The sequence below is a fragment of the Streptomyces sp. NPDC059534 genome (assembly GCF_042743475.1).
Classification (GTDB): domain Bacteria; phylum Actinomycetota; class Actinomycetes; order Streptomycetales; family Streptomycetaceae; genus Streptomyces.
In genome coordinates this window covers 127868-150137 of record NZ_JBHWAQ010000009.1, presented here as the reverse complement: position 1 = coordinate 150137, position 22270 = coordinate 127868, and the positions used below count along the sequence as shown (strand labels likewise).

Below are 22270 nucleotides of genomic sequence, written 5' to 3'. Positions count from 1 at the left end.
ACGCATACATCAGCTTGTATCACCCGATGGTGCGAATCGCTCGTACCCGGCCGTCCGGCGCCCCGCGACTCGCTAGCGTGACAGCCGTGATGGGCGTGAAGGTCATTCCACGAGCGGCCCGCGTGTACATCGGCTGCGCCCTGGCCGGCGCCGGGGCGTGCGCCCTGCCCGCGCTGCGCCCCGGCGCGCCCATCCCCTGGGCCACCGTCGCCCTCCTCGCCGCCCTGTACGCGCTCTGCGAGCTGCCCGGCCGCTGCCCGCTCCTCGGCCGCGCGCTCGGCGGCTCCATCCCCCTGGGCACCGGCTCCTTCTTCCCCGTCCTGCTCGCCGCCGCCCTGCTCCTTCCGCCCGCCGCCGCGGTGCTCACCGCGGTGCCCGGCAGCCTCCTCGCCCGCGTCGAGGAGCCCCCGGCCGCGCCGCGCCGCGCCTGGCGGGCCGCCGCGACGGCCCTCGCCGTCTGGGCCGCCGCGGTCACCGCCGGCGCCCTCGGCGGACCCGCCGCCCTCGGCCGCGGGCCGGACGCCCCCGACCTGCCGTACGCGCTGCTGCCCGCGGGCGCCGCCGCGCTCGCCTTCTGCCTGGTCCTGACCGCCCTCGACGGCGGCATCCGGGCCACCGCCGACGGACTGCCCCCGCGGACCGCCTGGCGCGGCCTCCTCGGCCGGGCGCTCGCCCCGCACACCGTGCACGGGCTCGCCGGCCTGATGATGGCCGTCCTCTGGCGCAGCACCTACGGACCGGTCGCCGCGCTGTTCGTGCTGCTCCCGATGTACATCTCCTGCTGGGTCTTCGCCCAGTACCACCGCGAACGCGCCGCCCACCAGGCCACCATCCGCGCCCTCGTGCAGGCCGTCGACATCAAGGACCGCTACACCCGCGGCCACAGCGAACGGGTCGGCCACGCCTCCGTCCTGATCGCCCGTGAGCTCGGCCTGGCCGAGGACCGGCTCGACGTCGTCCGCTTCGCCGGCATCCTGCACGACGTGGGGAAGCTGGGCGTACCCACCCGGGTGCTCCGCAAGGACGGCCCCCTCACACCCGAGGAGCGCCGGATCATCGAACTGCACCCGGAGTACGGGCACGAGATGGTCCGCGGCATCGGCTTCCTCGGCGAGGCGCGGGCCGCGATCCTCCACCACCACGAACGCTTGGACGGCAGCGGCTACCCGTACGGACTGCACGGCGAGCAGATTCCCGAATTCGCCCGGGTGGTCGCCGTCGCCGACGCCTTCGACGCCATGACCTCCACCCGCTCGTACAGCAGGGCCCGCCCGGTGCCGACCGCCGTCGCCGAACTGGAGCGGTGCGCCGGCACCCAGTTCGACCCCCGGATGGTCGCCGCCCTCGTCCGCGCCCTCGACCGGCACGGCTGGCAGCCCGCCGTCACCGCCGACGAGACCCCGCAGCCCGACCGGGTGCCCCCGCCCCGCGAGGCCGAGGCGCCCCTGGCCCGGCCGAAGGAACGCGCGTGAGCCCCGGAGCCGGCACCGTCGGGGCCGTGTACGGGGCAGCGCTGCTGCTGAGCCTCGCCGGCCTCGGCTCCACCCTCTGGAACGGCGTCGACGAACCCGGCAACGCCCTCGCCTTCGGCACCCTCATCGTCCTCGGCGAACTCGCCCGCTGGGGCACCGGGCCCCGCGCCGGGACGCCCGCCGCCACCGGAGAGCCCCGCGGGCGGGAGCCCGCGCCGCTCTCCGCCGCCGGAGCCCTCGCCTACGCCCTCCTCGGGGAGAGCGCGGGCACCGCCACCACCCACGGGGTCCTCCAGATCACCGCCGTCGTCGTCGCCGCCGGCCTCGCCGGGATCGTCCCCCACCTCGCCCGGGGCCACGACCCCGGCCTCGACCACCTCGCCCGCCGCGTCCTCACCGTCGGCTTCGCCGCGCTCTGCTTCCAGCCCCTCTACAACTCCGGGGCCGTCGTCGGACACCTCGGCCAGGGCCCCTGGTACGCCGTCTTCCTGCTCCTCCTGCTCGTCCTGACCGCCCTCTGCGACGCCGTCCTCGCCGCCCTCGTGCTCCGCGCCCGCACCGGATTCCCGTACGGCCCCCTCCTCCGCGACGAACTGCGCGCCCTCCTCGGCATCGGCTCCGCCGTCTGCGCCACCGGCGCCGTCATGGCGCTCGGCGTCGCCGCCGCCGGGCTGTGGGCGCTGCCGGTGCTCGCCGTGCCCCTGCTGCTCACCCAGGTCTCCTTCCGGCGGTACGCGGCCGTGCGGACCGTCAACCGGCAGACCATCGCGTCCCTCGCCCGGGCCACCGAGATCGCCGGCTGCACCCCGCCCGGCCACGCCCGCCGGGTGGCCGCCCTCAGCACCGCCGTCGGGCGCGAGCTGGGCCTCTCCGGGCCCGAGCTGACCGTCCTCGAACACGCGGCGCTCATGCACGACATCGGACAGCTCTCCCTCGTCGACCCGGTCGCGGGCGGCGCCACCGCCCTGCTGCCCGCCGAGGAGCAGCGCCGGATCGCCCTCCTGGGCGGCGAGGTCGTCCGCAGGACCGGTGTCCCCGCCTCCGTCGCGGTGATCGTCGAGCGGCAGGCCGACCCCTACCGCGAGCAGCCGGTGCCCGCCCGGATCGTCCGTGCCGTGAACGCCTACGACGACCTCGCGGGCGACCGGGCGGGCGCGGCCCTGGACGCGCTCGAACGCCTCAGGCTCGGCACCGCCCGCGACTATCACCCGGATGTCGTCGAATGCCTGGCCAGGGTCCTGGCGCGGGGCGGAGCCGCTGGGGTGACCTCCGCCCCCACGGGGTAACCCATGGGTAATGAGCGCGCGTCCGACCGGGCATGGTTGGATGCGAACAAGAGGGTGAAGCGACCGGCAGGCGGGAATCGTGAAGATCTTCGGGAAGGTACGGCATCGGCCCTCCGCCTCGTGGCGGCAGGCCACCGACCGCGCGTTCACGCTGATCGGCGACGGCCGGTACGAGGACGCGGGCGCGCTCCTGACCCGCGCGGCGGATCTGGAGCCCTGGCTCTCGGAGTCCTGGTTCAACCTGGCGCTGCTGCACAAGTTCCGGCACGACTGGGAGCAGGCGCGGGCCGCCGGGCTGCGCGCGGTCGCGCTGCTCGACAAGGAGACCGGCGCCCCCGACTGGTGGAACGTCGGCATCGCCGCCACCGCGCTCCAGGACTGGCCGCTGGCCCGCCGGGCCTGGCAGGCATACGGACTCAAGGTGCCCGGCGCGGCCGCCGGCACCGGCGAGCCGGCCGGCATGGAGCTGGGCAGCGCCGCCGTGCGGCTGTCGCCCGAGGGCGAGGCCGAGGTCGTGTGGGGCCGCCGGCTGGACCCGGCCCGCATCGAGGTCCTCTCCATCCCGCTGCCGTCCTCGGGCCGCCGCTGGGGCGAGGTCGTCCTCCACGACGGCGTGCCGAACGGCGAGCGGACCACCACCGCCGGCCCCTCCTACCCGGTCTTCGACGAGATCGAACTGTGGGCCCCGTCCCCCGTCCCCACCTGGGTGGTCCTCCTGGAGGCCGCCACCGAGGCCGACCGGGACGCCCTGGAGCAGCTCGCCGCCGAGGCGGGCTTCGCCGCCGAGGACTGGTCGTCCTCCGTACGGCTGCTCTGCCGCGCCTGTTCGGAGTCGACCATGCCGAGCGCCGAGGGCGAGGGCGAGCACTCCGACCCGCACGACCACAGCGAGCCGGGACACCCCGGGCCGCTCGGCCACCGCTCGCCCGGCGAGCTGTGGGTGCCGGAGCGGGAGTGCGGCATCGCGGCCCCGCCGGGCCTGGTGCGCGGGCTGCTGGACGGCTGGGTGGCGGACAGTCCCGACAGCCGTGAGTGGCGTGATCTCGAAGAGGTCTGCTGAGCGGTTCCCCCGGGGCCCGTAGGCTGTCCTCCGACGGAATCGGGTTTTCAGGAAGGCGCGGCCGGACATGGCGCAGCAGGACACGGACGACCAGACGATCAACGACGGCTTCGTCGTGGACACGGAGGACTGCGAGGCGCGTGAGCTCGCCTACCGCGAGCGCGGCACGGCCCGCCCGATCACGGTCGTCGGCAACCCCGTGCTCCACCGTGAGTGCAAGGACGTCACCGAGTTCGACGACGAGCTCGCGAAGCTGATCGACGACATGTTCGCCAGCCAGAAGGCCGCCGAGGGCGTGGGCCTGGCCGCGAACCAGATCGGCGTGGACCTCAAGGTCTTCGTCTACGACTGCATGGACGACGAGGGCGCCCGGCACGTCGGCGTCGTCTGCAACCCGGTCCTGGAGGAGCTGCCGGCCGAGCTGCGCGTCCTGGACGAGTCCAACGAGGGCTGCCTGTCCGTGCCGACCGCCTACGCCGAGCTGGCCCGCCCCGACTACGCGGCGGTCACCGGCCAGGACGCCCAGGGCAACCCGATCAAGGTCCGCGGCACCGGCTACTTCGCCCGCTGCCTCCAGCACGAGACGGACCACCTGTACGGCTTCCTCTACATCGACAAGCTGTCCAAGCGCGACCGCAAGGACGCCCTGCGCCAGATGGAAGAGGGCACCCCGCGCTACGAGACGGTCCCGAACGCCTGATCGCACGTCCGCACGGAGAAGGGCCCCGCACTCGCCGAGTGCGGGGCCCTTCCTCGTACAGCCGTGGGCTAGAAGTCCTCGTCCAGATCCACCGAGCCCTCGACCGCGACCTGGTACGCGGACGGGCGGCGCTCGAAGAAGTTGGTGAGCTCCTGGACGCCCTGGAGCTCCATGAAGGAGAACGGGTTCTCCGAGCCGTACACCGGGGCGAAGCCGAGGCGCTGGAGGCGCTGGTCGGCGACGCACTGGAGGTACTCGCGCATCGACTCGGTGTTCATGCCGGGCAGGCCGTCACCGCACAGGTCGCGGCCGAACTGGAGCTCCGCCTCGACGGCCTCCTTCAGCATGTCCGTGACCTGCTGCTGGAGGGCGTCGTCGAAGAGCTCCGGCTCCTCCTTGCGGACGGTGTCCACGACCTCGAAGGCGAAGTTCATGTGCATCGTCTCGTCGCGGAACACCCAGTTGGTGCCGGTCGCCAGGCCGTGCAGCAGACCGCGCGACCGGAACCAGTACACGTACGCGAACGCGCCGTAGAAGAACAGGCCCTCGATGCACGCCGCGAAGCAGATCAGGTTCAGCAGGAAGCGGCGCCGGTCGGCGGCCGTCTCCAGACGCTCGATCTTCTCGACCGAGTCCATCCACTTGAAGCAGAACTGCGCCTTCTCGCGGATGGAGGGGATCTCCTCGACCGCGTGGAAGGCCGCCGCGCGGTCGTCCGGGTCGGGCAGGTAGGTGTCGAGCAGCGTCAGATAGAACTGGACGTGCACGGCCTCCTCGAACAGCTGGCGCGACAGGTACAGGCGCGCCTCCGGGGAGTTGATGTGCTTGTAGAGCGTCAGCACCAGGTTGTTCGAGACGATCGAGTCGCCCGTCGCGAAGAACGCGACCAGACGGCCGATCATGTGCTGCTCGGCCGGGGTCAGCTTGGCGAGGTCGGCGACGTCCGAGTGGAGGTCGACCTCCTCCACGGTCCAGGTGTTCTTGATCGCGTCCCGGTAGCGCTCGTAGAAGTCCGGGTAGCGCATCGGACGGAGGGTCAGCTCGAAGCCCGGGTCGAGGAGGTTCTTCTGTTCGGTGGAGCTCATTACTGGCATGCCTCGCAGGACTCGGGGTTTTCGAGGGAGCAGGCGATCGCGTCCGCGTCGGGAGCCGCCTGCTGCACGGGGATCGGGGCGGCGGCCTGGGCGGCGCGGGCGATCCGGGTCGCCGGGCGGGAGCGCAGGTAGTACGTCGTCTTCAGACCCTGCTTCCAGGCGTACGCGTACATCGACGACAGCTTGCCGATCGTCGGCGTCTCCATGAACAGGTTCAGCGACTGCGACTGGTCCAGGAAGGGGGTGCGGGCCGCGGCCATGTCGATCAGGCCGCGCTGCGGGATCTCCCAGGCCGTGCGGTACAGCTCGCGGACCTCGGCCGGGATCCAGGTGAAGCCGGCGACCGAGCCGCTGGCTTCGCGGAGCGCCTCCCGGGTCTGGGCGTCCCACACGCCGAGCTTCTTCAGCTCGTCGACGAGGTACGAGTTGACCTGGAGGAACTCGCCCGACAGCGTCTCGCGCTTGAAGAGGTTGGAGACCTGCGGCTCGATGCACTCGTAGACACCGGCGATCGACGCGATGGTCGCGGTCGGCGCGATGGCCAGGAGGAGGCTGTTGCGCAGGCCGACGGTGGCGATCCGCTCGCGCAGCGCGGCCCAGCGCTCGGGCCAGTTCAGCTCCACGTCGTAGTGGTCCGGGTGCAGGACACCGCGGGCCGCGCGGGTCTGCTCCCAGGCGGGGACCGGGCCGCTGCGCTCGGCGAGGTCGGCGGACGCCTCGTACGCGGCGAGCATGATCCGCTCGGCGATACGGGTGGACAGCGCGCGCGCCTCGGCGGAGTCGAACGGCAGCTTCAGCTGGAAGAAGACGTCCTGGAGGCCCATGGCGCCCAGGCCCACCGGACGCCAGCGGGCGTTGGAACGCCCGGCCTGCTCGGTCGGGTAGAAGTTGATGTCGACGACCCGGTCGAGGAAGGTGACGGCCGTGCGGACGGTCGCGTCGAGGCGCTCCCAGTCGATGTCCCCGCCGCCGGCTCCCGGGATCACGAACGAGCCCAGGTTGACCGAGCCGAGGTTGCAGACGGCCGTCTCGCCGTCGTTCGTGACCTCGATGATCTCGGTGCAGAGGTTCGAGGAGTGGACGACCGTGCCCGGCTCGGCCGTCTGGTTGGCCGTCCGGTTCGACGCGTCCTTGAAGGTCATCCAGCCGTTGCCGGTCTGGGCCAGGGTCCGCATCATCCGGCCGTAGAGGTCGCGGGCCGGCATCGACTTGCGGGCCAGGCCCTTGGCCTCGGCGGCGCGGTAGGCGGCGTCGAACTCGTCGCCCCACAGGTCGACCAGCTCGGGTACGTCCGCCGGGGAGAACAGCGACCACTCGGCGTCCGCGTTGACCCGGCGCATGAACTCGTCCGGGATCCAGTGCGCCAGGTTCAGGTTGTGCGTACGGCGCTGGTCCTCGCCCGTGTTGTCGCGGAGCTCCAGGAACTCCTCGATGTCCGCGTGCCAGGTCTCCAGGTAGACGGCGGCGGCGCCCTTGCGGCGGCCGCCCTGGTTCACGGCGGCGACGGAGGCGTCGAGGGTCTTCAGGAACGGCACGATGCCGTTGGAGTGCCCGTTGGTGCCGCGGATCAGCGAACCGCGGGCGCGGATGCGGGAGTAGGAGAGCCCGATGCCGCCCGCGTGCTTCGAGAGGCGCGCGACCTGGTGGTAGCGGTCGTAGATGGAGTCCAGCTCGTCCTGCGGGGAGTCCAGCAGGTAGCAGGAGGACATCTGCGGGTGGCGGGTGCCGGAGTTGAAGAGCGTGGGGGAGGACGGCAGGTAGTCCAGGCGGCTCATCAGCCCGTACAGCGCGGCGACCTCGTCGAGCGCGCGGACGCTGTCGTCCTCGGCCAGACCGCAGGCCACACGCAGCATGAAGTGCTGCGGGGTCTCGATCACCTGGCGGGTGATCGGGTGGCGCAGCAGGTAGCGCGAGTAGAGGGTGCGCAGACCGAAGTAGCCGAAGCGGTCGTCGCCGGCCGCGTCGATCGTCGCGTCGAGCCGGTCCGCGTGCAGCGCGACGAACTCGGCGGTGCGGTCGGCGATCAGGCCCTCGCGGTGACCGACGGCGACGGAGGCGGAGAAGGAGACCGCGCCCTGCCCGGCCGCCTCGTCGGCGATGGTGATCGTCAGGAGCCGGGCGCCGAGCCGGGAGTACGCCGGGTCGTCGGCGATCAGGCCCGCGGCCGCCTCGGTGGCCAGCTCGCGCAGCTCCGCCTCGTCCGACGCGGCGCTGCGGCCGCGCAGCGCGGCGGCGGCGACCTTGCCGGGGTCGGTGTCGGGGAGATCGGCGGTGAGGTCGGTCAGGGTCCGCAGCAGCACGGTCCCGGGGCCGTCGCTCTCGACCGCGGAAGCCTCGGCCGAAGCCGGATCGGCGGGCGCGATGGTCACGTGGGGGCTCTCCCTCGCTCGGCCGGGGCCGCGACGGGGGAAGGCGGGCAGGGGCGCGAACGGTTCATGGGCCGCGCCGTGTCCACCGGCCCACTCCGCGAGGCCCGGAAGTCAGTGGCACCCGGAACGGAAGGACCGGGTGCGCTGGCGGCAGGTCCTCGGACTGACTCCGTACGAATCCGCACGAAGCACACCGTTGCGGGACAGTTCCGGATTCGCGCCGGATTCCCCTGCGTCGACAGCGAGCACGAGCATACATGTGGGGGGCGCCGCTCTTGGCACCCCCCACATGTTGTGTCGCCGCCCCGGCTCAGAACTCCAGGGCGTAGGTGCGCAGAGAGTGATCGGGGATCGGCTCCCAGTCCCGGTCCGGGGTGCGGACGAAGCCCAGGCGCTCGTAGATCCGGTGCGCGGCGACCATGGAGACGTCCGTGGAGAGCACGAGACGCGCGCAGCCGGGGAGGTCCCGCGCCCGCTCGACGCAGGCCCTCACGAGGGCCTCTCCGACGCCCCGGCCGCGGGCCTCCGGGGAGACCACGAGCATGCGGAACTCGGCCTCGCCCTCGACCGCGATGTCGGCCCAGGGGGTGGCGCCCCGGGCGAAGGTCACCCCGCCCAGGAGCCGCCCGTCGCCGTCCTCGGCGACGAGCACCTCGCTCTCGCGCGCCCGCCGCTCGGTGTCCCGCAGCACGTGCAGGTACGAGTCCTCGGCCCCGTACTTCAGCAGCCCGTCGTTCAGATAGGTGCCCGCGGTGAGCTCGCCCAGCTCCTCGTGCTCCTCGGGCCGTACCGCCCTGATCGTGAAGTCCATGGGGCCAGTCTCCCCCGCGGGCGACGCGCGGGGGCCCGGGATCTCCTGGCGGAGAATCCCGGGCCCCTGCGCGTACGGCCGTGCCGCGGGTCAGTGCGTCCCGACGCCGACCTTCGGCGGCTCGGTCCGCACGCCGGTGTCGCCGGCGTCCGCCGTGTAGTCGGACGGCGAGGTCTCGTCGATGCCCTCGGGGGCCTTGACGGCCTTGAGGACGAAGGTCAGGACGACCGTGACGACGAGGTTGAGGACGAAGGCGGTGAGGCCGATGTAGCCGATCTCGCCGATGCCCGGGATCTCGGCGGAGGAGCCGCCGAAGTGCTTCTGGGTCGGGCTGGCGACGCCGTACGCGGCGACCGTGCCGTAGACCATGCCGACGGCCCAGCCGGCGAGCAGCGCCCAGCGGTGGAACCAGCGGGTGAACAGGCCGCCGACGAGGGCCGGGAAGGTCTGGAGGATCCAGATGCCGCCGAGCAGCTGGAAGTTGATCGCGACGGTCTTGTCCATGGTGAGGACGAAGACCAGCGCGCCGACCTTCACCAGGAGGGAGACCAGCTTGGAGACCTTGGTCTCCTGCGCCGGTGTCGCGTCCGGTTTGATGAAGTCCTTGTAGATGTTCCTGGTGAACAGGTTGGCCGCCGCGATCGACATGATGGCCGCCGGGACGAGCGCGCCGATGCCGATCGCCGCGAAGGCGACACCCGCGAACCAGTCGGGGAACATCGTCTCGAAGAGCTGCGGGATGGCGAGCTGGCCGTTCTTGACCTTGATCCCGGCGGCGATCGCCATGAAGCCGAGCAGCGCGAGCAGGCCCAGCATCAGGGAGTACAGCGGCAGGATCGTGGTGTTGCGGCGGATGACCTCGCGGCTCCGGGACGACAGCGTCGCCGTGATCGAGTGCGGGTACATGAAGAGCGCGAGCGCCGAGCCGAGCGCGAGCGTCGCGTACGTCCACTGGCCGGCCTCGCCGGGGACGAGCGCGCCGCGCGGCTTGCCGGTCGCCGGGTTGGTCTGCGCGTACGCCTCGCCGGCCTTGGCGAAGATCTCGTCGAAGCCGCCGAGCTTGATCGGGATGTAGATGATCGCCACCGCGATGACGATGTAGATCAGCGTGTCCTTGACGAAGGCGATGAGCGCCGGGGCGCGCAGACCCGAGGAGTACGTGTACGCCGCGAGGACGCCGAAGGCGAGCAGCAGCGGCAGGTCCTTGACGAACCAGTGGGTGTTCTCGCCGCCGCCGACGCCCATCACGTCCAGGACGGCCTGGATGCCGACGAGCTGGAGCGCGATGTACGGCATGGTGGCGAGGATGCCGGTGACCGCGACGGCGAGCGACAGGCCCTTGGAGCCGAAGCGCCCGCGGACGAAGTCGGAGGTGGTCACGTACCCGTGCTTGTGCGAGACCGACCACAGGCGCGGCAGGAACGTGAAGATCAGCGGGTACACCAGGATCGTGTACGGCACGGCGAAGAAACCGGCCGCGCCCGCCGCGTAGATGGCCGCCGGGACGGCGACGAAGGTGTACGCGGTGTAGAGGTCGCCGCCGAGCAGGAACCAGGTCACCCAGGTGCCGAACGACCGGCCGCCCAGGCCCCATTCGTCGAGGCTTTGCTCATTGTCGGCCTTGCGCCAGCGCGCGGCCAGGAAGCCCATGACCGTGACGGCCACGAAGAAGAAGACGAAGACGCCGAGCGCCACGCCGTTCACGCCGTCCTTCATCGCGCGTCACCTCCCTTGCGGGCACGCTGGTCCAGCTGCCACAGCTTGTACGCGATCATGGTGAGCACGGTGGAGATCAGCACCCAGAGCATCTGGTACCAGTAGAAGAACGGGATGCCGGCGAAAAGCGGTTCGGTCTTCGCGTACGAACTCACCCAGAGCATCGCCACGAACGGGGCGAACAGGCAGAGCGCGATCACCACCCTCAGGGGGGTGATGGTCGGTTGTTTCCCTTGTGTCGCTTCTGACATGGCGATTCCGTCCCCTCGCTGATCACCTCGGTAATGCTGGGGAAATCTAGGGGACGCCTCCGCCGCAGGGAACCCCCGTCCGCATAACGGAACCGATTATTCGGAAATCTCCTCAGAGCCAGCCTTCCTTGGCCGCCCGCACCCCCGCCTCGAACCGGCTGCGCGCGCCCAGCCGGTTCATCAGTTCCGCGTTCATCCGGCGGACCGTCCGCAGCGAGACCCCGAGCCGCCGGGCCGCGACGTCGTCGGTGCAGCCGATGCCGAGCAGCAGGAGCAACTCCCGCTCCTGCGGGGACAGGTCGTGCTCGTCCCGGCGCGGGCTCTCGCCGAACGGGGTGCCCGCCTCCCACAGCCGGTCGAAGAGCACCACGAGGGCGTGCACCAGACCGGGGCTGCGCACTTCCAGGGCGCCGGCGCGCCCGTCCGCCGGGTCGACCGGGACGAGCGCGGCCTCACGGTCGACGACCACCATGAGCATCGGGACGACGGGCATGGTCCGGGCCTCGCCGCCGAGGTCGCGGTACCAGCGCACGTAGTCGACGGTCGGCGGGTCGTTGCGGAAGCTCTCCTGGTAGATCGACCGGATCCGCACCCCTCGTTCCAGGGCGAGTCGGTCCAGGGGCCGGCTGGCGTCCATCGTGTCGGGCAGCTGCGCCCCGCCGGTGAGCAGCGAGAGGCATTCGGTGCGGGCGTTGGCCGCCAGGTCCTCCAGGCGTTCGCGGACCTGGTCGAGGCCGGTGATGCGGTCGACCAGGTCGTGCCGGACGCCGGCGCCGGGGCGGTCGCCGTACGAGGCGAGGATGCCGGCCACCGCCCGGCCCGCCTGCTCGAACCGGCGTCTGCTCCGGCCGAGTTCGGCCTCGGCGCGGGAGAGCAGGAAGGAGAAGCCGACGTCCGGGGTGAAGGGTTCGGCCGTGCCGGTGGCGGCGTCGACGCGGACGAGTCCGAGGTCGGCGAGGCGGGCGAGGGCCTCGCGGACCTCCGGTTCGGTGCGGCCGAGACGTTCCGCCAGCTCGGCCGGGCCGCACCCGGGCCGCTCCAGGAGGAGCCGGTAGACGGCCTCCGGCTGCTCCGCTATGCCGAGCGCCTCCAGCATCCGGCGCCTCCCCTCGTCGCTGTCCGTGCCGCGACGATGCTAGAGGGGACACCCGTTCAGGTCTAGACCAATAAAGGGGCGGGGTCGGTCAGTCGGCCTGGTCCAGCCGCCGCCTGATCCCGTCGTCCAGCCGTACGCCCACCGCCTCCAGCGACTCGTCCAGCTGAACCGCCGAACTCGCCCCGACCACCGGCAGCACCGGGAGCCCGCCACCCAGCGCCCACGCCAGCACCACCTGGTTCGCGGTGAGGCCCAGCTCCTTCGCGACCTCGGCGAGGACCGCGAGCCGCCGCCGCGAACCCCCGTGCCGGTACTGCTCGGGTATCTCCTTGCGCGGATCCGTGTACGCGCCGGTCAGCTGCGTCGTGTACGCCACGAAGGTCAGCTCGGGCCGGGTCCCCAGATAGTCGAGCAGCTCCTCGGAGGCGTGCGGGTTCACCCCGAACTCCGCCCCGGGCCGCGGCCGCAGATACGTGTACCGCTGCTGCACGGCCGCGTAGTCCGGCACCCCCGCGGCCGCCGCCGCGCCCCGCGACTCCTCGACCCGCCAGGCCGCGAAGTTCGAGCAGCCCGCCCGGCCGATCTTCCCCGCCGCCACCAGCTCGCCGAACGCGCCCATCGTCTCCGCGACCGGGGTCGACCGGTCGTCGATGTGCGCGTAGTAGAGGTCGATCCGGTCCGTGCCCAGATTCCGCAGGCTCTCCTCCACCTGGCGGCGCAGCACCGGGGCGGACAGCCCCTCCGCGCATTCCGGCCAGGCCGAGCCGGGCGGGTCGGGCAGCGCGCCGACCTTGGTGGCGAGCACCATCTCGTCCCGTACGCCCCGGCTGCGCAGCCACCGGCCGATGACCAGCTCGCTCTCGGCGCCGGTCGCGCCGGGCTCCCAGAAGGCGTAGGTGTTCGCCGTGTCGATGAACGTCCCGCCGGCCTCGTGGAAGCGGTCCAGGACGGCGAAGGTCGCCGCCTCGTCGATCCGGGTGCCGAACGGCAGGGTGCCCAGACAGAGGGTGCTCACTCGCGGGCCGGACGGACCCCCGAGGGTGGTGTACTCCATGATCGTCTCCTCGTGTGCGGAGCCCCAGGCTGACGCCGTCGGGCCCGCGCTGTCATCGAGGATCGGGTGGCAGCCTCCGCCCGGTCACTTGGTGCCGCCGCCCCGGGTGCCGGGAGCGGCCGGCCGACCTGCGGCGTCGCGGAGGTGTCACGTTCGTGCCGGGCGGAAGCTGCCAGGGTCCCGGAGCGTCCGCCGGGGCGTGCCGGGCGCCGGGGCTCGGCCGCCGGGCTCGGCCGGTGGAGTGCTCCGGCCGGGCCTCGGCCGCCGGGCCTCAGCCGTTGGGGCGCTTGAGGCGGGCGACGAACTTGTACCGGTCGCCGCGGTACACCGAGCGCACCCACTCCACCGGCTCGCCCTGACCGTCGAGGGAGTGGCGGGAGAGCATCAGCATCGGCAGGCCGACGTCGGTGCCGAGCAGCCCGGCCTCGCGCGGGGTGGCGAGGGAGGTCTCGATGGTCTCCTCGGCCTCGGCGAGGTGCACGTCGTACACCTCGGCGAGGGCGGTGTAGAGAGAGGTGTACTTCACCAGGGAGCGGCGCAGCGCGGGGAAGCGCTTGGCCGAAAGGTGGGTGGTCTCGATGGCCATCGGCTCGCCGCTCGCGAGCCGCAGCCGCTCGATGCGCAGGACGCGGCCGCCGGGGGAGATGTCCAGCAGGCCGGCGAGGGTGTCGTCCGCGGTGACGTAGCCGATGTCGAGGAGCTGCGAGGTCGGTTCGAGTCCCTGGGCCCGCATGTCCTCGGTGTACGAGGTGAGTTGCAGGGCCTGGGAGACCTTGGGCTTGGCCACGAACGTGCCCTTGCCCTGGATGCGCTCCAGGCGGCCCTCGACGACCAGCTCCTGGAGGGCCTGGCGCACGGTGGTCCGCGAGGTGTCGAACTCGGCGGCCAGGGTGCGCTCCGGCGGCACCGGCGTGCCGGGCGGCAGGGTCTCCGTCATGTCGAGCAGGTGACGCTTCAGCCGGTAGTACTTGGGCACACGCGCGGTACGGGTGACTGCCCCGCCCTCTGTCTCGGTGCCGCCCGCGTCCGTGGCCATGGCCTGCCTTCCCGACTCCTGTGCTGTTGCCGTCACCGGCTCCTCCGTCTGTCGCGGCTCACATGGTGGCACGCTTCGTGTGCCCTCACTGTTTCTCCTGCCGATATGTGCCGGTTCGGCGAGGAGGAGTCGTTCCCTGCCTCTTATACACCGAGGAGTCCCTCGTTGGTCTAGGCCATTCCGGCCGAGAGGTGTGGACCTCTCCCTCCGGCCTCCGTCGGCCTCGCCCGCGAGCCGCGACGGGGCGAGGTGTCGGTCCGATAACGGACGCCACTACCCGTCTTACGCACCCTTGACACCCCAAAAGGTCTAGGCCAAGCTCCGGGTACTGGTCTAAACCATTAAAGACCAGGTCCCAGCCCCACGAGCACTACCCGACGTATGTCTTCGCGCGGTGGGCAGGGGTTGCAGCATCCCTGAGGAGGGTGGCGTGAAGCGCAAGCTCATCGCGGCGATCGGCGTCGCGGGCATGATGGTTTCGATCGCGGCGTGTGGGGGCTCCGACAAGTCCGGAGACAACGCGGGCGGCGACGCCAAGGAGCTCACCGTCTGGCTGACGGTCGACGCCCAGAACAACTGGCCCGAGCTGGTCAAGGCCGCCGACGACGCGGTCACCAAGAAGCACCCGGGCATCAAGATCAAGCACGAGTACTACGGCTGGCCGGACAAGAACACCAAGCTCGACGCGGTGCTCGCCACGGACAAGGCCCCGGATGTTGTCGAAATGGGCAACACCGAGATGATCAGCTACATGGCCAAGGGTGCCTTCGCCCCGGTCGACGCGTCGAAGTTCGCGAACTCCGACAAGTGGCTCGACGCCCTCAAGGACTCGGTCACCTACAACGGCAAGACCTACGGTGTCCCCTACTACGCCGGTGGCCGTGTCGGCACCTGGCGCAAGGACGTCGCCGCGGAGGCCGGTGTCAAGGCCGCCCCGAAGACCTGGGCCGAGCTGACCGCCGCCCTCGACGCCATCCAGGCGAAGAAGGGCGACAAGTTCAGCGCCTGGTACCAGCCGTCGCCCGACTGGTACGCCGCGATGTCCTTCGTCTTCGACGCGGGCGGCTCCATCGCCAAGCAGGACGGCGAGACCTGGAAGGCGAACCTGTCCTCGCCGGAGTCCGTCAAGGGCCTCACCGAGTACAAGAACATCCTCGACAAGTACATGCACGGCGACAAGACGAAGGACGAGTCCGACCGTCCCGTCGTCTTCGGCCAGGGCAAGTCCGCGACGATCTTCGCCGCCGGCTGGGAGGGCGCCACCGCCGCCGACCCGAAGTCCGACAAGGTCGGCGGGCTGAAGGACAAGCTCGAGAACTTCGTGATGCCCGGCCCGTCCGGCAAGGCCCTCCCGGTCTTCCTCGGCGGCTCCGACCTGGCCATCCCGGTCAAGTCCAAGGCGCAGGGCGTCGCCGGCGAGTGGATCGCCGCCTTCACCGGCGCCGAGGGCCAGAAGGGCCTCATCGGCAAGGGCAACCTGCCGAACAACAAGGCGGACCTCGCGCCGCTGAAGAGCGACCCGGCCACCGCCGTCGCGGCGACCGCCGCCGAGTCGAGCTACTTCGTCCCGACCGCTCCGGGCTGGGGTCAGGTCGAGAAGGCCCAGATCCTCAAGACGATGCTCATCGACATCGCCAAGGGCAAGTCCGTGGAGGAGGCGGCCAAGGCCGCCGACACCGCGATCGACAAGGTCATCAACACCAAGTGACCTATGGGCAGGGCCCCGTCACCGTGACGGGGCCCTGCCGCCCGTACCACGAGAGGGATCGCTGAGGAGCACGGGATGAGTGCCGCAGACACAACCACCGCGAAGGTGCCGCCGGTGCGGCAATCGCCACCCTCCGGCTCCACAGCCGGTGGCCCGGGGAAGCCCGGCAAGAAGAACGGCGGGGCAGGCGTCCCATGGCTGCTGCTCGCGCCATGCCTCCTCGTCCTGCTCCTGGTACTGGGCTATCCGCTGGTCCGCCTGGTCGCCCTCTCGTTCCAGAAGTTCGGCCAGCCCCAGCTGTGGGGCTTCGAGGAAGCGGAGTCGGCCGGCTTCGACAACTTCACCAAGATCCTCACCGACAGTGAGTTCTGGGCCGTCGTCCTGCGCACCGTGATCTTCGCGGCCGGCGCCGTGATCGTCACCATGGTCCTGGGCATGATGATCGCCCTGCTGCTCCAGCGCGTCTCCGGCTGGGTCAAGGCGCTGATCAACATCGTGCTCGTGGCGAGCTGGGGCATGCCCATCATCGTCGCCACCGCCATCTTCAAGTGGCTCTTCGACGCCGACTACGGCGTGCTCAACTGGCTGCTCAGCCGCATCCCCGGCGTCGACATGATCGGCCACAACTGGTTCGCCAGCGGCCCGCAGGGCCTCGCCGTGATCATGCTGCTGGTCGTCTGGGGCGCCGTCCCCTTCGTCGTCATCACCCTGAGCGCCGGCCTCACGCAGGTGCCCAAGGAGCTCGAAGAGGCCGCCCGCCTCGACGGAGCCGGCGCCTGGGGCGTCTTCCGCTTCGTCACCCTGCCCATCCTCAAGCCGATCATCGTCATGCTGACCACGCTGTCGGTGATCTGGGACATGGGCGTCTTCCCGCAGGTCTACGTGATGCGCAACGGCCACCCGGAGCCCGAGTTCCAGCTGCTCACCACGTACTCCTTCGACCGGGCGTTCGTCGTCAACGACTACGGCACCGGCTCCGCGATCGCGCTCGTCACGGTCCTGCTGCTGCTCGGCGTCGTCGCCGTCTACATGCGCCAGATGCTCAAGATCGGAGATGTGGAGTGAGCGCCGCCAACGCCGCGGCAGCCCCGGCCAAGACGCCGGCGCCCGCCGTCACCCACCGCCGCAAGTCCAAGCTCGGCTGGAACCTCCTCGGTCTGCTCGTCGTCTTCACGGCCGGATTCCCGGTCTACTGGATGATCAACACGGCCTTCAAGCCGGCCAAGGACGCGATCGACCCGGACCCGCACTTCTTCCCGTCGACGTTCACGCTGGAGAACTTCAAGCGCGCCCTCGACATCGCCGACTTCTGGGGCCCGGTCCTCCGCAGCCTCGTCGTCTCGCTCGTCGTGGTCGTCATCGGCATCGCGGTCGGCCTGCTCGCCGCCCTCGCGATCTCCCGCTTCGCCTTCCGCGGCCGCAAGATCGTGATCGTCGGCATCCTCGCGGTCCAGATGGTCCCGCTGGTCGCCATGATCATCCCGGTCTTCCTGCTCCTGAACGACCTCGGTCAGTACGACAGGCTCAGCGGCCTGATCATCACCTACCTGACCTTCATCCTCCCCTTCACGGTGTGGACGCTGCGCGGCTTCATCGTCAACATCCCGAAGGAGCTGGAGGAGGCGGCCATGGTCGACGGCTGCACCCGCACCGGCGCCTTCGTCCGCGTCGTCTTCCCGCTGCTCGCGCCCGGCATGGTGGCCACCTCCGTCTACGGCTTCATCCAGGCGTGGAACGAGTACCTCTACGCCCTGATGCTGATGAGCCAGCAGAACCAGACGGCCACCGTCTGGCTCAGCAACTTCATCACCAAGAACGGCACCGAGTACGCCCCGATGATGGCCGGCTCCACCATGATGGCCGTCCCCATCGTGATCCTCTTCCTGCTCGTCCAGCGCAAGATGGCCGCCGGCCTGACGGCCGGCGCGGTGAAGGGATAACCGAGCCCCATGACCACTCTCGTACACGGCTCGGACACCCTGACGCGTGACGCGCTCACGGTCCTCCAGCCCGGCTTCGTCGGCACCACCGCCCCCGACTGGCTGCTCCGCCGCATCGGCGAGGGCCTGTCGTCGGTCGGCCTCTTCGGCCGGAACATCGTCAGCCCCGGGCAGCTCGCCGCGCTCACCGCGCAGCTGAGGGCCGAGCGGGACGACGTCCTCGTCGCCATCGACGAGGAGGGCGGGGACGTGACCCGCCTGGAGGTCAAGGAGGGCTCGTCCTTCCCCGGCAACTACGCCCTGGGCAGCGTCGACGACGTCGAGCTCACCCGGGCCGTGGCCCGCGAGCTCGGCCGCCGGCTCGTCCAGTGCGGGGTCGACCTCAACTGGGCGCCCTCGGCGGACGTGAACTCCAACGTCGAGAACCCCGTCATCGGCGTCCGGTCCTTCGGGCCGGACCCGGACCTGGTCGCCCGGCACACCGTGGCGTACGTCGACGGCCTCCAGGGCGTCGGGGTCGCGGCCTGCACGAAGCATTTCCCCGGACACGGCGACACCAACGTGGATTCCCACGACGCGCTGCCCCGGATCGATGTGGACCTCGCCACACTGCACGCCCGTGAGCTGGTACCTTTCCGCGCCGCCATCGCCGCGGGTACCAAAGCGGTCATGAGCGCGCATATCCTTCTGTCCGCGCTCGACCCCCACCGTCCGGCCACCCTGAGCCCGCAGATCCTCACCGGTCTGCTGCGCCAGGAGCTGGGCTTCGAGGGGCTGATCGTCACCGACGGCATGGAGATGCAGGCCGTCGCGGCGACGTACGGCATCGAGCGCGGATCCGTCCTCGCGATCGCCGCGGGCGCCGACGCCATCTGCGTCGGCGGCGGGCTGTGCGACGAGGACACCGTACTGCGGCTGCGCGACGCGCTGGTCGACGCGGTACGGACCGGTGAACTGCCCGAGGAGCGGCTGGCCGACGCCGCGGCGCGCGTGCGCGCCCTGGCGGCCTGGACCCAGGCGCACCGGGCTGGGGGCGGGGCTGAGACGGTGTCGGGCGCGGCAGTGCAGGAGGGGACCGCGCCCGGCACCGACATCGGACTCGTCGCCGCCCGCCGGGCCCTGAAGGTGACCCGCGGGGAGCGGCCCTACACGCCGATGACCGGCGCCCCCTACGTGGCCTCCTTCACCCCCGTCGCGAACTTCGCCGTCGGCGACGAGACGCCGTGGGGCATCGCCGCGGAGCTGGAGCGCCTGCTGCCCGGCACGGAGACCGGCTCGTACGACGAGTCCTCCGGCGTGGACGCGGTCCTCGCCGCCGCGGGGGAGCGCCGGATCGTGGCGGTCGTCCGTGACGTCCACCGGTACGCGTGGATGACCAAGGCCCTGGACGGCCTCCTCGCCGCCCGCCCCGACACCGTCGTGGTCGAGATGGGCCTCAACGAGGCGGAGCCCCGCGGGGCCCTGCACATCGCCACGCACGGTGCGGCCCGGGTCTGCGGCCGCGCGGCCGCCGAGGCCGTCGCGGGAACCGGCGCCTGACACGCCGCCACCCGTGCCCGTACGCGAAGGGGCCCGGCACCTGGAGAGGTGCCGGGCCCCTTCGCCGTGACCGGGGAAGCCTGGCCGGTCAGATGCCCTGCCAGGCGGGCTTGGCGGCGAACGTCTGACGGAAGTACTCCGCGAGCTTCAGCTTGGACGCGGCGGCCTCGTCGACGACGACCGTGGCGTGCGGGTGCAGCTGGAGCGCGGAGGCCGGCACCAGCGCCGCCACCGGGCCCTCGACGGTCTGCGCCACGGCCTCGGCCTTGCCCTCGCCGGTGGCCAGCAGCACCAGGTGACGGGCCTCCAGGATGGTGCCGATGCCCTGGGTGATGACGTGGTGCGGCACCTGCTCGATGTCGTCGTCGAAGAAGCGCGCGTTGTCCACCCGGGTCTGCTCGGTGAGCGTCTTGATCCGGGTGCGGGAGGCCAGCGAGGAGCACGGCTCGTTGAAGCCGATGTGCCCGTCGGTGCCGATCCCGAGGATCTGCAGGTCCACGCCGCCGGCCTCGGCCAGCGCCTTGTCGTACGCCTCGCAGGCCGCCTGGACGTCCTCGGCGGAGCCGTCGGGGCCCATGAACGCCTCCGGGGACAGCCCGAGCGGCTCGACGACCTGGCGGAGCACGGTGGAGCGGTACGACTCCGGGTGTCCGGCGGGCAGGCCGACGTACTCGTCCAGCTGCGCGATCCGGGCCCGCGAGGCGTCCACGGAACCGGCCGTGACCTGGGCGACAAGGGCGTCGTAGATCGGGATCGGAGTCGAACCCGTGGCCACGCCGAGCAGCGCGTCGGGCTTGCGGCGCAGGAGGCCGGCGATGCCGTCCGCGATGAGCTCGCCGCCCGCCTTGGCGTCCTTGACGATGACAACTTCCACGCTGTGCCTGCCGATCTGGTGAGGGGCTGGTGAGGGGCTGGTGAGGGGCCGTGTGGTATAGACCAATCTAAGGCCAAATCTAGCAGAGGAGAGGCCCTCTCCTCATGCCGTTCCACCCCACGGACGGCCACCGTCTCCATCGTCGGCCGCCCCTGACCCCCCAGCCACTCGGAGCCCTCCCGTCACACCGCGGAAGCCCCTTCCCGTACGGGCTCGGGCCGGCGAACCGCCCGAGGCGTCGATCCGGTCACCCGTCGTCCAGCGCGCGTCCTCCGCGACCGGGAAGGGCCACCACGGCGCCTGGCCGGCGGGGGAGCAGGGGGAGGGGGCGCCGGGAGCGGGGGGGAGAGGCGGAGGCGCCGGGGCGGGGGTGTGGGGGCGGGGAAACGGCCCCGGAAACACCCGCGGGCCGCGGCGCCTGACGGGACCCTCAGCCCGTCCGGCACCGCAGCCCGGAGTTGCTCGGCCGGGGGTGTGCGGTCCCTCGGCCGTGTGGGAGGTCTCGACGCAGTCAGGGCAGAGAGCGTCGGGTACCTCGTTCCACCCTCCTGTGCGGGGAGGGTGGAGGCTCTTTCACGTTCATTGTGGACTAGACCATTCTTGTCTGTCCATCCACAGGAACGCGGTGCTTCCCGGCCCATCCTCCAACACGGAGCCCCGGAGATCCAGGTTCACCGCCTTCGAATTCCGCGGGTACGCTCGCACCGTGCCCTCCATGAACGACCTCGTACGCCAGCACACCGCCCTGAGCGACTCCGACCTCGAGTGGCTCCACCTGCTGGTGTCGGAGTGGCAGCTGCTCTCCGACCTCTCCTTCGCCGACCTCGTCCTCTGGGTCCCGACCCTCGACGGCACGCGATACGTCTCCGTCGCGCAGATGCGGCCGAACACCGGCCCCACCTCCTACCAGGACGACATGATCGGCCACCTGGTCCCGCGCGGCCGCCGCCCGCTCCTCGACGCCGCCCTCGACGAGGGCCGGATCGTCCGCGAGGGCGACCCCGAGTGGCGCGAGGAGGTTCCGGTACGGGTCGAGTCCATCCCCGTGCGCCGCGAGGGCCGGGTCCTCGGCGTCATCGCCCGCAACACCAACCTGCTGACCGTCCGCACCCCCTCCCGGCTGGAGCTCACCTACCTCCAGTCGGCCTCCGACCTCGCGCAGATGATCGCCGCCGGGACCTTCCCCTTCCCCGGCGAACAGGTCGACATGGACTCCTCGCCCCGGGCCGGCGACGGCCTGGTCCGCCTGGACGCCGACGGCATCGTCCAGTACGCCTCGCCCAACGCGCTCTCCGCGTACCACCGGCTCGGGCTCGCCGCCGACCTCGTCGGCCAGCACCTCGGCCAGATCACCGCCGAACTCGCCCCCTCCCGCGGCCCGGTGGACGAGGCGCTGGTCACACTGGCCTCCGGCTACGCGCCCCGCGAGTTCGAGGTCGAGGGCAACGGCGGGGTGATCCAGCTGCGGGCCATCCCGCTCAAGCCCAAGGGCACCCGCATCGGTTCGCTGGTCCTGCTCCGGGACGTCACCGAACTGCGCCGCCGCGAGCGCGAGTTGATCACCAAGGACGCGACCATCCGGGAGATCCACCACCGGGTGAAGAACAACCTCCAGACGGTGGCCGCCCTGCTGCGCCTCCAGTCCCGCCGGATGGACTCCGACCAGGGCCGCGAGGCCCTCAACGAGGCCGTCAGGCGCGTCGGTTCGATCGCCATCGTCCATGAGACGCTGTCTCAGAACCTGGACGAGCGCGTCGAGTTCGACGAGATCGCCGACCGGGTGATCGCGATGGTCGCCGAGATCTCCCCGGGCAAGGTCACCTGCCGGCGCACCGGTCGCTTCGGCATTCTCGACGCCGAGGTCGCGACCCCGCTCTCCATGGTCCTCACCGAAGTCCTGCAGAACGCGCTGGAACACGCCTTCGCCCAGGGCGAGCAGGGCACCGTCGAGGTCGCCGCCGTGCGCGGCGAGCCCAGGGCCGACGCCCGGCTCCTGATCACGGTCCAGGACGACGGCTGCGGACTGCCCGAGGGCTTCGACCCGCAGCGCGCCGGCAACCTCGGCCTCCAGATCGTACGGACCCTGGTGGAAGGGGAGTTGGGCGGTTCCTTCGACATGCTCCCGGGTGCCGAGCGCGGTACGAAGGTGGTTCTCGACATTCCGGTGCAGCCGCAGAAGTAGCGGAAGGGCCCGGCCGCCGCTGCGGAAGCGCGGTGGCCGGGCCCTGCGCGGCAGCGAGCCCCGGACCGAAAGGAACCGGTCC

Annotated in this window: 18 protein-coding genes and 1 riboswitch; of the genes, 9 read left to right on the top strand and 9 right to left on the bottom strand. The window is 71.5% G+C overall.

Annotated features, from left to right (window positions below):
• Window positions 1–89 precede the first annotated feature (89 nt).
• The 4 genes from ACFVZH_RS14100 to def all read left to right on the top strand — a co-directional run bounded on the left by ACFVZH_RS14100 (window position 90) and on the right by def (window position 4518).
• Window positions 90–1472: an HD-GYP domain-containing protein gene (locus ACFVZH_RS14100; protein WP_384896892.1), complete on the top strand. Its 1383-nt coding sequence runs from the start codon at window positions 90–92 to the stop codon at window positions 1470–1472.
• Window positions 1469–2758 carry an HD-GYP domain-containing protein gene (locus ACFVZH_RS14095; protein ID WP_384896720.1) on the top strand — a complete coding sequence of 430 codons (1290 nt, stop codon included), beginning with the start codon at window positions 1469–1471 and terminating at the stop codon, window positions 2756–2758. The genes ACFVZH_RS14100 and ACFVZH_RS14095 overlap by 4 nt, the downstream gene beginning before the upstream one ends.
• A gap of 79 nt (window positions 2759–2837) precedes the next feature.
• Window positions 2838–3818: a tetratricopeptide repeat protein gene (locus ACFVZH_RS14090; protein WP_384896718.1), complete on the top strand. Its 981-nt coding sequence runs from the start codon at window positions 2838–2840 to the stop codon at window positions 3816–3818.
• Between the two features lie 67 nt (window positions 3819–3885).
• Entirely contained in the window at window positions 3886–4518 is a 633-nt protein-coding gene (def, locus tag ACFVZH_RS14085) for a peptide deformylase (protein ID WP_384896715.1), read from the top strand.
• Window positions 4519–4586: 68 nt separating this feature from the next.
• Here def and ACFVZH_RS14080 read toward each other — a convergent pair whose 3' ends face one another.
• The 8 genes from ACFVZH_RS14080 to ACFVZH_RS14045 form a co-directional block, all read right to left on the bottom strand.
• On the bottom strand, window positions 4587–5603 hold the full coding sequence (locus ACFVZH_RS14080) for a ribonucleotide-diphosphate reductase subunit beta (protein ID WP_384896712.1): 1017 nt from the start codon (window positions 5601–5603) through the stop codon (window positions 4587–4589).
• Window positions 5603–7981: a ribonucleoside-diphosphate reductase subunit alpha gene (locus tag ACFVZH_RS14075; RefSeq protein ID WP_384896709.1), complete on the bottom strand. Its 2379-nt coding sequence runs from the start codon at window positions 7979–7981 to the stop codon at window positions 5603–5605. Before ACFVZH_RS14075 ends, ACFVZH_RS14080 begins: the two co-directional genes overlap by 1 nt.
• Before the next feature lie 131 nt (window positions 7982–8112).
• A riboswitch (cobalamin riboswitch) is annotated at window positions 8113–8243 on the bottom strand.
• Window positions 8244–8291: 48 nt separating this feature from the next.
• Complete coding sequence (locus ACFVZH_RS14070; protein WP_384896707.1) at window positions 8292–8792, bottom strand: GNAT family N-acetyltransferase; 501 nt, start codon at window positions 8790–8792, stop codon at window positions 8292–8294.
• Between the two features lie 90 nt (window positions 8793–8882).
• Entirely contained in the window at window positions 8883–10508 is a 1626-nt protein-coding gene (mctP, locus tag ACFVZH_RS14065) for a monocarboxylate uptake permease MctP (protein ID WP_384896704.1), read from the bottom strand.
• Window positions 10505–10759, bottom strand: coding sequence for a DUF3311 domain-containing protein (locus ACFVZH_RS14060; protein ID WP_267045770.1), 255 nt, complete (start codon window positions 10757–10759; stop codon window positions 10505–10507). Before ACFVZH_RS14060 ends, mctP begins: the two co-directional genes overlap by 4 nt.
• 112 nt (window positions 10760–10871) lie before the next feature.
• Window positions 10872–11855 carry a helix-turn-helix domain-containing protein gene (locus ACFVZH_RS14055; protein ID WP_384896701.1) on the bottom strand — a complete coding sequence of 328 codons (984 nt, stop codon included), beginning with the start codon at window positions 11853–11855 and terminating at the stop codon, window positions 10872–10874.
• Between the two features lie 88 nt (window positions 11856–11943).
• The gene (locus ACFVZH_RS14050) at window positions 11944–12909 is read right to left on the bottom strand and encodes an aldo/keto reductase (protein ID WP_384896698.1); all 966 of its coding nucleotides are present in this window, start codon (window positions 12907–12909) and stop codon (window positions 11944–11946) included.
• 271 nt (window positions 12910–13180) lie between these two features.
• Window positions 13181–13945 (bottom strand): GntR family transcriptional regulator, encoded by a 765-nt coding sequence (locus ACFVZH_RS14045; protein WP_384896890.1) that lies wholly within the window; start codon window positions 13943–13945, stop codon window positions 13181–13183.
• Between the two features lie 430 nt (window positions 13946–14375).
• Between ACFVZH_RS14045 and ACFVZH_RS14040 the strand changes: the two genes are divergently transcribed.
• The 4 genes from ACFVZH_RS14040 (at window position 14376) to ACFVZH_RS14025 (ending at window position 19132) form a co-directional block, all read left to right on the top strand.
• Complete coding sequence (locus ACFVZH_RS14040; protein ID WP_384896695.1) at window positions 14376–15653, top strand: extracellular solute-binding protein; 1278 nt, start codon at window positions 14376–14378, stop codon at window positions 15651–15653.
• 75 nt (window positions 15654–15728) lie between these two features.
• The gene (locus ACFVZH_RS14035) at window positions 15729–16718 is read left to right on the top strand and encodes a carbohydrate ABC transporter permease (protein WP_384896693.1); all 990 of its coding nucleotides are present in this window, start codon (window positions 15729–15731) and stop codon (window positions 16716–16718) included.
• Window positions 16715–17593, top strand: coding sequence for a carbohydrate ABC transporter permease (locus ACFVZH_RS14030; RefSeq protein WP_384896690.1), 879 nt, complete (start codon window positions 16715–16717; stop codon window positions 17591–17593). The genes ACFVZH_RS14035 and ACFVZH_RS14030 overlap by 4 nt, the downstream gene beginning before the upstream one ends.
• A gap of 9 nt (window positions 17594–17602) precedes the next feature.
• On the top strand, window positions 17603–19132 hold the full coding sequence (locus ACFVZH_RS14025) for a glycoside hydrolase family 3 protein (RefSeq protein WP_384896687.1): 1530 nt from the start codon (window positions 17603–17605) through the stop codon (window positions 19130–19132).
• A gap of 88 nt (window positions 19133–19220) precedes the next feature.
• On the opposite strand, the gene nagB is transcribed toward ACFVZH_RS14025, so the two are convergent.
• Window positions 19221–20006: a glucosamine-6-phosphate deaminase gene (gene nagB, locus ACFVZH_RS14020; RefSeq protein WP_384896685.1), complete on the bottom strand. Its 786-nt coding sequence runs from the start codon at window positions 20004–20006 to the stop codon at window positions 19221–19223.
• 715 nt (window positions 20007–20721) lie between these two features.
• Here nagB and ACFVZH_RS14015 point away from each other — a divergent pair.
• A complete protein-coding gene (locus ACFVZH_RS14015) occupies window positions 20722–22188 on the top strand; it encodes a sensor histidine kinase (RefSeq protein WP_384896682.1) in 1467 nt (488 codons plus the stop codon).
• Window positions 22189–22270 lie beyond the last annotated feature (82 nt).

Excerpts from the sequence above, each read along its gene's own strand:
- ACFVZH_RS14100 (WP_384896892.1), top strand. The coding sequence starts at position 90 with ATGGGCGTGAAGGTCATTCCACGAGCGGCCCGCGTGTACATCGGCTGC.
- def (WP_384896715.1), top strand. The coding sequence starts at position 3,886 with ATGGCGCAGCAGGACACGGACGACCAGACGATCAACGACGGCTTCGTC.
- ACFVZH_RS14080 (WP_384896712.1), bottom strand. The coding sequence starts at position 5,603 with ATGAGCTCCACCGAACAGAAGAACCTCCTCGACCCGGGCTTCGAGCTG.
- ACFVZH_RS14070 (WP_384896707.1), bottom strand. The coding sequence starts at position 8,792 with ATGGACTTCACGATCAGGGCGGTACGGCCCGAGGAGCACGAGGAGCTG.
- mctP (WP_384896704.1), bottom strand. The coding sequence starts at position 10,508 with ATGAAGGACGGCGTGAACGGCGTGGCGCTCGGCGTCTTCGTCTTCTTC.
- ACFVZH_RS14060 (WP_267045770.1), bottom strand. The coding sequence starts at position 10,759 with ATGTCAGAAGCGACACAAGGGAAACAACCGACCATCACCCCCCTGAGG.
- ACFVZH_RS14055 (WP_384896701.1), bottom strand. The coding sequence starts at position 11,855 with ATGCTGGAGGCGCTCGGCATAGCGGAGCAGCCGGAGGCCGTCTACCGG.
- ACFVZH_RS14050 (WP_384896698.1), bottom strand. The coding sequence starts at position 12,909 with ATGGAGTACACCACCCTCGGGGGTCCGTCCGGCCCGCGAGTGAGCACC.
- ACFVZH_RS14045 (WP_384896890.1), bottom strand. The coding sequence starts at position 13,945 with ATGGCCACGGACGCGGGCGGCACCGAGACAGAGGGCGGGGCAGTCACC.
- ACFVZH_RS14035 (WP_384896693.1), top strand. The coding sequence starts at position 15,729 with ATGAGTGCCGCAGACACAACCACCGCGAAGGTGCCGCCGGTGCGGCAA.
- ACFVZH_RS14025 (WP_384896687.1), top strand. The coding sequence starts at position 17,603 with ATGACCACTCTCGTACACGGCTCGGACACCCTGACGCGTGACGCGCTC.
- ACFVZH_RS14015 (WP_384896682.1), top strand. The coding sequence starts at position 20,722 with ATGAACGACCTCGTACGCCAGCACACCGCCCTGAGCGACTCCGACCTC.